The sequence below is a fragment of the Rhizobium sp. R339 genome (assembly GCF_002211395.1).
Lineage (GTDB): Bacteria > Pseudomonadota > Alphaproteobacteria > Rhizobiales > Rhizobiaceae > Rhizobium.
Genome location: NZ_LOKV01000013.1, coordinates 65,469 through 77,588 on the forward strand (window position 1 = coordinate 65,469; position 12,120 = coordinate 77,588).

Sequence of the window (12,120 nt, forward strand, 5' to 3'; positions counted from 1 at the left end):
GGCGCACTGCCTTTTGTGATGGGGTGGTGGGTATCTGATGATATCGAGAGACCGCTCCTACTCGAACACTTTGCTGGGAACCGTTTCAGAAACCGGCTGTCTTTTAACGCCCGCGGCGGCCACTAGCCAGAACAGTCCACCCGGTGTAACTCGCCGAAGCGGGCGGAGTATTCTATTTCAAGATGAGCTATGGCATTTATCATCTTCACGATTGTGGGGAAATATTGCGATCTGAATATCAGTGTTATCCTGGCTGATAACGGCCGGTCGCCCACTGCTCCAACCCGCTCATTTTGCATCCGCAAACCTGGAGGTATAGACTTGCTGGCTATCTTGAGATGCGCGTGGACGCTGCGTGGTTTCACGATCGCAGGCTTCGTTGTGGCAACGGGTTTCACGCTCGCAGGATGTTCATATCTTTTTGTCCGTGGTGTCGAGGGAAGCTACCTCGCAACGGGTACTCCGGTGCTCGGAAAGGTGATCGCAAGTAACGAGAGTGAGCAGATGGGGGGAACGATTGAGATCGGCTCGGCCGAAAGGCAGCAATGCAAGGGTCGCTACAGGGTATCGCAAGTGAAGACAAATTTCTGGAAGCTGGAGACCGGCGAGCGAACCTATCGCGGGAAGATCTACTGTCTGGATGGTCGAGCAGGGGCGTTTGAACTCATATCGAAGGATAAGGGGAAAACCGGCTCGATCACCGGCGAAATCAATGGCGAGCCATTTCAACTCGATATGTTCGAATCGAAGAGCCGTGAGTGCATGACGGACGAATGCAGATGGGGCTTGAAGTGGACTTACGAAAAAGAGCGTGACGATATGCGTACCTATTACAGGGTCGCGACTGAACACGAGCCCGATTCAAAGGATGCATGGCTGCTCTATTAAATCGGCTCCTATTCGGCGTACTCGTGAGATAACCGGGTTGGCACCCGCCGCCCTATAATGGGCGCCGGGTGTCTGCCTGTTGCGCTTAATGCTGACCATCAGGCTGCGACGGCTGCCTTGCGCCGCTCGCGGGCGGATTTTGCCAAGTCTTCCAGCACGGCGACCGACATATCCCAGTCGATGCAGCCGTCGGTGATGGACTGGCCGTAGACGAGCGGTTTGCCGGGAACGAGATCCTGGCGGCCGGCGACGAGGTTGCTTTCGATCATCATGCCCTTGATGTGGTGGTTGCCGACGGCGATCTGTCCGGCGACGTCCTTGACGACGCGCGGCTGGTTCATCGGGTCCTTGCTGCTATTGGCATGGCTGGCATCGATGAGGATGCGCGGATCCACGCCGAGCTTGACGGCTTCGCTGACGACCGCATGGACGTCGGCTGCCTCATAGTTCGGGCGCTTGCCGCCGCGAAGGATGATGTGGCAATCCTCGTTGCCTTTGGTTGAGGCGATCGCCGCCTGGCCATCCTTGGTGACGGCGGGGAAGTGATGTGGCTGCGACGCGGCGAGGATCGCATCGAGCGCCACGCGGGCGCCGCCATCCGTGCCGTTCTTGAAGCCGATCGGGCAGGAGAGGCCGGAGGCGAGCTGGCGATGGATCTGGCTTTCGGTCGTGCGTGCCCCGATAGCGCCCCAGCTCACGAGATCGGTAATGTATTGCGGCGTGATCGTCTCGAGGAATTCGACGCCGGCTGGCAGGCCCATGGCATTGATGTCGAGCAGCAGGCGCCGGGCAATCCGAAGCCCTTCCTCGATGCGGTAGCTGCCATCGAGATGCGGATCGTTCATCAGGCCCTTCCAGCCGACCGTGGTGCGGGGCTTTTCGAAATAGACGCGCATGACGATTTCGAGATCGCCGGAGAAGCGCTGCCGCTGTTCCGCCAGCCGCTCGGCATATTCGCGTGCCGCGGCAGGATCGTGGATGGAGCAGGGGCCGATCACGACGACCAGGCGGTCGTCCTCTCCTTCGAGAATCTTATGGATCGCATTGCGGTTGCTGGTCACCGTCTCGCTGACGGCAGCGGTTCGGGGGATTTCCGCGATGATATCGGCGGGTTTGGTCAGCGGGGTGATTTCGAGGATACGCAGATCATCGATGGTATCGGACACGGTATGGCTCCTGTTTGGTCATACCGAGCGAAACAAAAAAGCCGCCAGGTAGACTAGCGGCTGTTCGGGTTGTCGTCGCGTTGACTTCAGTTACGCATAGACCCGCATCCGCTGGGAGCAGCGGTACGAATAAAATCGCGATGCGTAGACGGATGTGATCGACATGAGGCGTGTTTAGCGTGGCGGCCTCGCCTTGTCACGCAGAATCTACAGCCGGAAAATCGAGCCTCCGGATGCTCTTATAAAGAACGCCGCAATCGGTATGCCGATGCGACGTTCTTTCAAATCTTTGTTTCTGCATGCCTTTCTTAGGAACGACATGCAGCTTTGGCAAATCAGAGGGCGTCGACGTTCACGCCGATCGTGATGGCGCCGATCGGTGTGCCATTGTGGTCGGAGATCGTCACGCTTGCCTGCGACTGCAGTGTCTGGGTCGATTCGTCCTTTTCGATTTCGTCGATGAAGACGGCATCCTTGCCCGCGCCGAAGGATTTCTGGAACTTGGCTTCGTCGCCCTGCCAGTAATCGGATGTGACGTCGCTCTGGCCGACATTCAGGCCCTTTGCGTCCATGACGAAGATCTCGGTGATCTTGCCGCCGGAAGCAGCCTTCTTGTCCTGGAGGAATTTGGACAGCGCATTGCCCAGCACGCCGTCGATCATCGAATGATCGGAGCCATCGACCTCGGCGCGCCACTTCTTGTCGAGGGCGTCGATATCGGTTGCGCTCAGGTTGGCGTTGGCAGCGTCCTGCGCCTTGAGGGCGTCGACGATGGCGGGATCACTGAGCCAGGGCGTGACGTCGCTCTTTACATAGTCGGCGATCGGGGCGAGCTGAGCGGCATCCTGCGCCATGGAGAAACCCATGGGCACGGCAGATGCGCTGCAGGCCAGAAGCAATGCGGTTACAACTCTTTTCATTGTGTTCCCTTCCTGATGATCGGTTGTTGAGGAATAAGTTATCGAAGGCATATGGCGTCAGAACTCTTCCCAGGCGCCGGGAGCGGCAGCAACGGCGGCATTTCCTGCGTGCCGCTGCGTAACGACCCGCTGCTCGGTGCGAGACTGGCGAACGGGTTGAGCGGGTTTGGGCTGGCTGGCGACAGAGCCGCCGACGGTGAACCTGCCGGCCGAATCCTGCAGCAGGCGGCCCTGCGTCAGCAGTTCCTGGCAGGCTGCGTTCGTTTCTTCGACCATTGCCGCATTCTGCTGGGTCGCCTGATCCATCTGGTTAATCGCGCCGTTGATTTCCTGCAGGCCTGTGGCCTGCTCGCGATAGGACTGGACGAGGGAGGCGATGCTGTCGCTGATGCGGTTGATCTGCTCCTCGATCTTCAATAGGGCATCGCCCGTCTGGTTGACGAGACCGACGCCGGCGGCGACCTCCTGGCCCGATACGCTGATCAGGTTCTTGATTTCCTTCGCTGCATTGGCGGAACGCTGGGCGAGCTCACGTACCTCCTGGGCGACGACCGCAAAGCCCTTGCCGGCCTCGCCGGCACGGGCGGCCTCGACGCCGGCGTTCAGCGCCAGCAGGTTCGTCTGGAAGGCGATTTCATCGATGACGCCGATGATGCGGCCGATCTGGCTTGAGGACGTCTGGATGCGGTCCATGGCGCCGATCGCATCCCGCACCACCGTCGCCGAGACATGGGCGCTGCGTTTGGTCTCCTCGACCAGCTGGCCGGCATTTTCAGCTCGCTGTGACGATGTCCTGACCGTCGAGGTGACCTCGTCGAGGGCGGCTGCAGTCTCTTCCAGTGCCGCGGCCTGCTGTTCCGTGCGCCTGGCGAGCTGATCGGCAGAGGAGGCAAGCTCGCTGGAGCCGCCTTCGACGGCGACCGACGCCGTCTTGATCTCCGTCAGAGCGGCGGCGACCGCTTCGACCATGCGGTTGAAATCCTGCCGCAACTTATCGAATTCGGGGCCGAGATCGGCGAGCTTGATCGAAAAGTCGCCTGCGGCAAGCCTTTCCAATGCGTTGGCGAGCGTGCTCATGACCATTCGTTGGGTATTGCTCGCTTCTTCCGTCAAGGATGCGTTGCGCGCCCTTTCGGCATCGAGCGAGGCGCTCTGCTCGGCAACCGCCCGTTCTCTTTCGACCTTGGCAATCGCCTCCTCACGGAAAACTTCCAATGCCCGCGCCAGGAAGCCGATTTCATCGCCATTTTCCCTGTAGGTGACGGGAGAGGCGAGGTCGCCTTTCTGCAGAGCGCTGATTCTTGCGCTGAGGATCCGAAGCGGGCGACCGACGAGGCTGCGCATGGCGAGAAGGAACGCCGCGACGGCGAGCGCGGTGATCACCGATTGGGTGATCAGCGAAACGAGGACCTTCTGCTGGACTTCGGAGGCGATCTTCTCGACGGACCAGTTGGTAACGACATAGCCGGTGCTCTTGCCGGATTTGTCCAGCGGCAGCGGCGCGATGATCGTCACCACGCCGGACGACACGCCGGTGTCGTCGATCACCGTTTTATCAGGCTTGGCGCCGAGGCTTTTCTTCAAGTCGTCGACGGCAGGCAAGCCGGTGCTTCCGTCGCGCATCCAGCTATCGACGGCGGCAAGATCCGCGTTGAACGCCGCGAACTGAACGAGGTCGAGCGAAGGGTCGTCACGGTAGAGCGAATAAGCGTCGCGAACGGCGTTCGCCTTGCCCCATTTGACGCCGCCTGCGGCGAGAGACGCGAACTGTTCAGCATCCTTGGCCCAGTTCGCCTTGGCGCCATCGACCAATGCCCGCGTTTCGTACATCCAGCTATAGGTGGCGAGGGCGGAGATGCCGCAGAGATTGACGGCGACGATGATGGCGGCCAGCTTTGCCGTCAGTGGCATCGTTTTCAGAAATTGGAACATGCCGCGGGGCCTCGAAATGCGGCGCAGTCGGATGTGATTCCCGACCGGCGTATCAATACGGCATCCACGCTGGCGGCCGCAGCATGAGCACTCATGCCCATGTCCTCCTTGCAGCCCAAAACGCGCAATCGCAGTGTGTATTTTTTTTGTAAAGAAAAGATAAAGTGAAATAGCGGTCCATGCCTGCGGCTGTATCACGGTCGGCACGCTCGAAAATTCGACGAGGCTTGTCGATTGACGTCTCTTCGGGCCCGGCTTGCCGCAGCGTCGGTTTCCTGAAATAGATGCGCCGTCAGGTGCCTGCCGTCGAGGCGGGAGAATCGGGAATCCGGTGCAAGCCCGGAACGTGCCCAACGCTGTAAGGCCGACGCCTGCCGCTTCATCATGCCACTGGCTCTTGCCGGGAAGGCTGCGGCAGACGGATGACGCCAAGTCAGAAGACCGGCCTGACGAGATAGACCCAACCCGCGCGGACGGCGGGCGGTTGCGTTGTTGGGGATTTGACGATGCGACCCTTTGACGAGGATGCCCTGTCAGTGGCATCCGGTTTTTCGATGGCCGAACGTGAGGCCGTCTATCATGCGATCATGACGCGGCGTGACGTGCGCAGCCAGTTCCTGCCCGATCCCTTGCCGGAGGATGTCGTGGAGCGGCTGTTGACGGCCGCCCATCACGCGCCCTCCGTCGGTTTCATGCAGCCGTGGAACTTCATTCTGGTCAAGAATGCCGAGGTGAGGGCGCAGGTGCGCGATGCCTTCATGACGGCCAACGAGGAGGCGGCGCTGATGTTCGAGGGCGAGCGGCGCCAGGCATACCGCTCGCTGAAGCTCGAAGGCATCGTCGAGGCGCCGCTCGGCATCTGCGTGACCTGCGATCCGACGCGCAGCGGCAGCGTGGTGCTTGGCCGCACCCACAATCCGAGGATGGATTCCTATTCGACCGTTTGTGCCATCCAGAACCTCTGGCTTGCGGCGCGGGCGGAAGGGATCGGCATCGGCTGGGTCAGCATCTTTCGCGAAGACGATCTGAAAGCCATTCTCGGGATACCGAGTCATATCGAAGTGGTCGCCTGGCTCTGCGCCGGTTTCGTTGACCGGCTTTACGACGAGCCGGAACTCGCGGTCAAAGGCTGGCGGCAAAGGCTGCCGCTCGAAGAGCTTGTCTTCCATGATGGCTGGGGGCGGAGCGAGGGCTGACCCGCCGCGATCACTGCTGCTGCGGCTGCGGGCCGGGCGTTGCCGGATTGGCGAGATCGATCGTGCCTTGGTCGCCGGCGAGGAATTGCGGGCCGACCTGGCGAACCTTGTTCTGCGTGGGATCGTAGGGACGTTCCGGAACGGATGGCTGCGGCACGGGTGCTGTCGCGGTCTTCTCCGGCGGATTGGTGCGGATAGTCGTGATCGAGCCCTGCTGCGGCGGTTCGTTCACGGCCTGCTTGCCGCGCATCTCATTGTAATAGGCGGTGAGATTGCAGGCGCAAGCGTTTTTCTCGCCGGGCGCCCGGTTCTTGTAGGCGAAGGCGTTCTTCATGGCGCTGTAGGGCGTGCCTGTCGCCACCGAGATCATGTTCGAGGCTTCCGTGCTCCTGACGTCGCGATAGAAGAGCTGGGTCTCGATGCCGGGGCACATCTTGGCGCAGGTCTGGGCATCGCGGCCGAAATCGACCGAAGTGGCGTTCGAACTGATCGGAAAGAAACCGCCGTCGCAGCTGCGCACGCAGATGGTGCTGACCGGTGAGAGCATCTCGGCCTGCGGCAGGCCGTAATGCGGATCATACCCGCCGCCGCCGAGCGGAATGAAGGTGTCGCCGCGCATCGCCTGTTCCTCGATGCTCGGGGCGGGATCGTTGGCGCTGCGTTCGGACGGCGCGTAGAAATTCTCGCTGTTGCAGCCGTTGCGTTCCAGAGCGGCCATCAGTTCGCGGCGCGCGGCGTCACCGCCCTGACTGCGCAACTCGTCGCGGCGGTCCTGGAGATAGCGGATATTGTCGATCATCCGGGCTTCGGCCTGCGAGAGCTCGGCGCAATAATCGGCATTCTCACCGCCGATCACGACCATGCTGCGCGAGGTGCAATCATAGCTGCGCAAATCGTTGCGGACCTTGCGGAGCTCGAGGTTCTGCTCGGCAATCGCGCCGGCATATTGGCGTGCTTCCGGCCCGTTATTGTTGCCGATCGATCGCGGCAGGTCGGCGAGGCGGCCGCGCAGGTCGTTGCAGATGGCGCTTGACTGCGCGGCGGCAGGCGATGCCAACGCAAGAAAAAGTACGAGAGACAGGTTTCGGCGTTTCACGGCGTCGTCCCGGAATGAGCAAACGGTCGATGGGTCGATGCGACGTCACTTCGCCGCGCGTGTTCTCTTAGCGTGTTTCTCTTAAGAAGCTCAGAGAAATTCTTAGCGCATTTTCGCGATTTTATCCAGCGGCGGTGGTGATCGGCCTTCTGGTTTCGCTCTCTGCGAAGAGTTGTGCTATCGCGAGCCTTGCTCCTCCTCAGATGAGATCGAAACGTGAAAAACGTCCTTTTCGTATGCAGCCAGAACAAACTTCGCAGCCCGACGGCAGAACAGGTTTTCGCAGACTGGCCCGATATTGAGGTTTCCTCTGCCGGCACGAACAATGATGCCGAAAATCCCCTGTCGAGCGAGCTGGTCGAGTGGGCCGATATCATTTTCGTGATGGAGAGAACTCACCGTACGAAAGTCCAGAACAGGTACAGGTCAGCTCTCAAAGGCAAGCGTCTGATATGCCTTCATATTCCCGATGATTACGATTTTATGGACCCTGGGCTCATCCGGCTGCTGAAGGCAAAGATCCCTCAGCATCTGTAAGGTCAGTCCGCCGAGATCGCTCGGCAGCCGGCTCACGCCGGCTGCGATGCCTCGACGACGGCAAGAGCGGCCATGTTGACGACGCCGCGGGAGGTGACCGAGGGCGCCAGGATGTGGGCCGGCATGGCGGCGCCGAGCAGGATCGGGCCGACATGCAGGCCGTCCGTCATCGACTTGACCACGCCGAGCGTGATGTTGGCTGCATCTAGGTTCGGGAAGACCAGCAGGTTCGCCTCGTCGTGCAGCGTGGTGTGCGGCATGACGCGCTTGCGCAGGGCTTCGGTGATGGCGCTTTCGCCGTGCATTTCGCCATCGACTTCGAGATCTGGGGCAGCGTCGCGCACGAGCTGCAGCGCGTTGCGCATCTTCGTCGCACTTTCGGATTCGCGCGAGCCGAAGTTGGAATGCGAGACGAGGGCGGCGCGCGGGGTGATGCCGAAGCGGCGGATTTCCTCGGCGGCCATCACCGTTGCCTCGGCGATCTCCTCGGCGCTTGGATTGAAGGTAACGTAGGTGTCGGTGAAGAAGGTGGCGCCGCGCTGCGAGATCATCAGGCTGAGCGCGGAGAAATCTCGCACGTTCGGACGCTTGCCGATGATCTGGCGGACATCGCGCAGATGCTTCTCATAGCGGCCTTCGAGGCCGCAGATCAGCGCATCGGCCTCGCCGCGCCTCAGCGCCAGCGCGCCGATGACTGTTGTGTTGGTGCGCACGATGGTGCGGGCAGCTTCCGGAATGACGCCGCGCCGGCCGACGAGCGAGAAGTAGAGATCGACATATTCGCGGAAGCGCGGATCGTCTTCCGGATTGATGACTTCGAAATCCTGCAGCGGCCGGATGCGCAGGCCGTAGCGCTTGAGACGCGTTTCGATGACCTGCGGACGGCCGATCAGGATCGGTTTGGCCAGGCCTTCCTCAAGCAGCACCTGGGCGGCGCGCAGCACGCGCTCGTCTTCGCCTTCGGAGAAGATGACGCGCTTGCGCTCGGCGGCCTTGGCCGCGGTGAAGATCGGCTTCATGACGAAGCCGGAGCGGAAGACGAAACGGTTCAGCTGGTCGAAATAGGCGTCGAAATCCTGGATCGGGCGGCGGGCGACGCCGCTCTGTTCTGCGGCTTTGGCGACGGCCGGCGCGATGCGCAGGATGAGGCGCGGATCGAAGGGCGAGGGGATGAGATAGTCCGGGCCGAAGACCGGGGTCTCGCCGGAATAGGCGCGGGCGGCGACATCGGACGGCTCTTCGCGGGCGAGTGCCGCGATGGCGCGCACGGCCGCCATCTTCATTTCCTCGTTGATCGTCTCGGCGCCGCAATCAAGCGCGCCGCGGAAGATATAGGGGAAGCAGAGGACGTTGTTGACCTGGTTGGCGAAATCCGAGCGGCCGGTGCAGATCATCGCATCCGGGCGGGCGGCGCGGGCGAGATCCGGCATGATCTCAGGCGTCGGATTGGCAAGCGCCATGATCAGCGGCTTGTCGGCCATCTGCGCCAGCAGCTCCGGCTTCAGGACACCGGCGGCCGAGAGGCCGAGGAAGACATCGGCGCCGCCGATGTTTTCAGCCAGCGTGCGCGTATCGCTCTTCTGGGCGTAGACGGACTTCCATTCGTCCATCAACTCAGTGCGGCCCTCATAGACGAGGCCTTCGATATCGTGGACCCAGATGTTTTCGCGTTTTGCCCCGAGGGTCACCAGCAGGTTGAGGCAGGCAAGGGCGGCGGCACCCGCGCCGGAGGCGACGATCTTGACGTTCTCGATCGACTTGCCTGCGAGCTCCAGCCCGTTCAGGATCGCCGCGGCGACGATGATCGCCGTGCCGTGCTGGTCGTCGTGGAAGACCGGGATCTTCATCTTCTCGCGCAGGCGCCGCTCGACTTCGAAGCATTCCGGCGCCTTGATGTCCTCGAGGTTGATGCCGCCGAAGGTCGGCTCCAGCGAGGAGACGGTCGAGACCATCTGCTCGACGCTTGCGGCGTCGATCTCAATGTCGAAGACGTCGATGCCGGCGAATTTCTTGAAGAGCACGGCCTTGCCCTCCATGACCGGCTTCGAAGCCAGCGGGCCGATATTGCCGAGGCCGAGCACGGCGGTGCCGTTGGAAATGACGGCGACGAGATTGGCGCGGGACGTGTAGTCGGCCGCCGTTTCAGGATTGTCGCGGATGGCAAGGCAGGGGGCGGCGACGCCCGGGGAATAGGCGAGCGCCAGGTCGCGCTGGTTGCCGAGCGGCTTGGTCGCCTGGATCTCGAGCTTGCCGGGGCGGGGATAGCGATGGAAGAAGAGCGCCTGCTCGTCGAGATCGCCGCCCGGCAGGTTCTTTTCCGTCTTGGATTTATCCTGATGATCCATTGCCGCCTCCGTGCACGTCTTTTTCTGGAGTTCCCTCCATACATCAATCGGATACGGGCGACAGTATGGAAATGGCGGATGGGCGAAGTTTTCGGCGGGGCGGATGGCAGCCGTCCGCGGTACTAATCCTTTTGGAAAACTTGTTTGAGGGCTGCAGCGAGCGCAAGATGCCGCCGCGACGGTGCGGGGCGCCGGTCGCATGGAGGAAATCATGGACAATTTGAACCTGACGACCCTGCAAAGGGGTCAGACGATGGTCAATGATGTGGCCATCGATGCATTTGCCGCCGGATTTCGCGGCAGTCTCCTGACCGGTAAAGACATGAATTATGATGAGGCGCGGTCGATCTGGAATGCGATGATCGATCGCCGTCCGGGCCTCATCGCGCGCTGCGCAGGGGCGGCCGATGTCGTGCGCGCCGTGCGCTTTGCGCGCGACAACAGCCTGCTCGTTTCGGTGCGCGGCGGCGGGCACGGCATTGCCGGCAATGCCATGTGCGAGGGCGGTATCGTCATCGATCTGTCGCCGATGAAATCCGTGCGGGTGGATACCGAGACGCGCCGCGCCAGGGTCGAGCCGGGTGCGACGCTTGGCGACGTCGACAAGGAAACGCTGGCCTTCGGGCTGGTGCTGCCGACCGGGATCAATTCCACGACCGGCATTGCCGGACTGACGCTCGGCGGCGGTTTCGGCTGGCTGACGCGGAAATTCGGGCTGACCCTCGACAATCTGATTTCGGTGGATGTGGTGACGGCCGATGGCGAGCTGGTCAAGGCGAGTGAGACGGAAAGACCGGACCTCTTCTGGGCGCTGCGCGGCGGCGGCGGCAATTTCGGAGTCGTGACCTCCTTCGAATTCCAGCTTAATCCGCTCCATTCCGAGGTTTTGGCCGGGCTTGTGGTGCATCCCTTCGCCGATGCGGAAAAGGTGCTCCGGGAATATCGGCAAGCGCTGGAAGCCGCACCCGACGAGCTGACCTGCTGGGTGGTGATGCGCCAGGCGCCGCCGCTGCCCTTCCTGCCGGCCGAATGGCACGGCAAGGAGATCGTCGTGCTCGCCATGTGCTATTGCGGAGATATCGCCGCGGGCGAAAAGACGACAGCCAGATTGCGCGGCATCGGAAAGCCGATCGCCGACGTCGTCGGCCCGGTGCCGTTCGTCGGCTGGCAGCAGGCCTTCGATCCGCTTCTGACGCCGGGCGCGCGCAATTACTGGAAGAGCCAGGATTTCGCCTCACTCTCCGATGCGGCGATCGACGTCCTCCTCAATGCGGTGCGCAAGCTGCCGGGGCCGGAATGTGAGATATTCGTCGGCCATGTCGGCGGTGCGGCCGGCCGCGTTCCGAACGAGGCCACCGCATTTCCGCAACGCAGCTCGCATTTCGTCATGAACGTGCATGCGCGCTGGCGGGAAATCGGAATGGATGCAAGCTGCATCGGCTGGGCGCGCGAACTCTTCGAGGCAACCAAGCCGCATGCGGTCGGCACCGCCTACATCAACTTTATGCCTGAGGACGAGACGGATCGGGTGGAGATGGCTTACGGCGCCAATTACGCCCGTCTTGCCGAAATCAAGCTGCGCTACGATCCGAACAATCTGTTCCGGATGAACCAGAACGTGAAGCCGATGGCGGCCGTGCGGGCTGCCTAGAGCATCGGATTGAAAATCTGAATCGTTGGGTTCCGCTTTGCGACTGATTTGATTCACTTGGCCAGGAGGTGCATCCATGGCCAAGTCCTATTCTTCAGACCTTCGCTCCCGCGTTGTTGCCTACGTTGAGGCAGGGCATTTCCGCCGCGCGGCGGCTCGCCGCTTTGGCGTCAGTGACAGCTTTGCGGTCAAGCTGCTGCAACGGGTTGCCGAGCATGGCTCTCTTTCTCCCGGTCGCCAGGGGCGTCCTCGCGGCGGGAGACTTGCCCGGTTTGAGAGGTTCCTCATCGATGCCGTTGAAACGCAGCCCGACATCACCATGCCGGAACTGGCGTTGCGGCTGCTTGCGGAACACAAGATGAAGGCCGATCCGGCGGAACTTTCCCGAT

10 protein-coding genes and 1 riboswitch are annotated in these 12,120 nt (G+C 61.7%); of the genes, 5 read left to right on the forward strand and 5 right to left on the reverse strand.

From position 1 onward, the window contains the following. Positions 1 to 321: 321 nt before the first annotated feature. Positions 322 to 888, forward strand: a complete 567-nt coding sequence (locus tag ATY76_RS18235) for a hypothetical protein (RefSeq protein WP_088676170.1) — start codon at positions 322 to 324, stop codon at positions 886 to 888. A gap of 98 nt (positions 889 to 986) precedes the next feature. On the opposite strand, the gene ATY76_RS18240 is transcribed toward ATY76_RS18235, so the two are convergent. From ATY76_RS18240 to ATY76_RS18250, 3 genes are all read right to left on the reverse strand, one after another. After that, entirely contained in the window at positions 987 to 2,054 is a 1,068-nt protein-coding gene (locus ATY76_RS18240) for a 3-deoxy-7-phosphoheptulonate synthase (protein ID WP_088676159.1), read from the reverse strand. Between the two features lie 335 nt (positions 2,055 to 2,389). After that, positions 2,390 to 2,974: a hypothetical protein gene (locus ATY76_RS18245; protein ID WP_088676160.1), complete on the reverse strand. Its 585-nt coding sequence runs from the start codon at positions 2,972 to 2,974 to the stop codon at positions 2,390 to 2,392. 57 nt (positions 2,975 to 3,031) lie between these two features. Next, positions 3,032 to 4,906, reverse strand: coding sequence for a methyl-accepting chemotaxis protein (locus ATY76_RS18250; protein ID WP_088676161.1), 1,875 nt, complete (start codon positions 4,904 to 4,906; stop codon positions 3,032 to 3,034). A 277-nt stretch (positions 4,907 to 5,183) separates the two neighbouring features. Continuing rightward, positions 5,184 to 5,371: riboswitch (cobalamin riboswitch) on the forward strand. Between the two features lie 41 nt (positions 5,372 to 5,412). Here ATY76_RS18250 and bluB point away from each other — a divergent pair. Further along, the gene (gene bluB / locus ATY76_RS18255; RefSeq protein WP_088676162.1) at positions 5,413 to 6,102 is read left to right on the forward strand and encodes a 5,6-dimethylbenzimidazole synthase; all 690 of its coding nucleotides are present in this window, start codon (positions 5,413 to 5,415) and stop codon (positions 6,100 to 6,102) included. 10 nt (positions 6,103 to 6,112) lie between these two features. Here the strand turns inward: bluB and ATY76_RS18260 are convergent, their stop codons facing one another. Then, on the reverse strand, positions 6,113 to 7,198 hold the full coding sequence (locus ATY76_RS18260; RefSeq protein WP_088676163.1) for a DUF2865 domain-containing protein: 1,086 nt from the start codon (positions 7,196 to 7,198) through the stop codon (positions 6,113 to 6,115). A gap of 216 nt (positions 7,199 to 7,414) precedes the next feature. On the opposite strand from ATY76_RS18260, the gene ATY76_RS18265 reads away from it, so the two are divergent. Then, the gene (locus ATY76_RS18265; RefSeq protein ID WP_088676164.1) at positions 7,415 to 7,735 is read left to right on the forward strand and encodes a low molecular weight protein tyrosine phosphatase family protein; all 321 of its coding nucleotides are present in this window, start codon (positions 7,415 to 7,417) and stop codon (positions 7,733 to 7,735) included. 32 nt (positions 7,736 to 7,767) lie between these two features. On the opposite strand, the gene ATY76_RS18270 is transcribed toward ATY76_RS18265, so the two are convergent. After that, positions 7,768 to 10,080: an NADP-dependent malic enzyme gene (locus tag ATY76_RS18270; protein WP_088676165.1), complete on the reverse strand. Its 2,313-nt coding sequence runs from the start codon at positions 10,078 to 10,080 to the stop codon at positions 7,768 to 7,770. Positions 10,081 to 10,291: 211 nt separating this feature from the next. Between ATY76_RS18270 and ATY76_RS18275 the strand changes: the two genes are divergently transcribed. After that, complete coding sequence (locus ATY76_RS18275) at positions 10,292 to 11,731, forward strand: FAD-binding oxidoreductase (RefSeq protein ID WP_088676166.1); 1,440 nt, start codon at positions 10,292 to 10,294, stop codon at positions 11,729 to 11,731. A gap of 76 nt (positions 11,732 to 11,807) precedes the next feature. Beyond that, positions 11,808 to 12,120, forward strand: a 313-nt coding sequence (locus ATY76_RS18280) for an IS630 transposase-related protein (RefSeq protein WP_245309996.1), incomplete at its 3' end; no start/stop codon positions are given.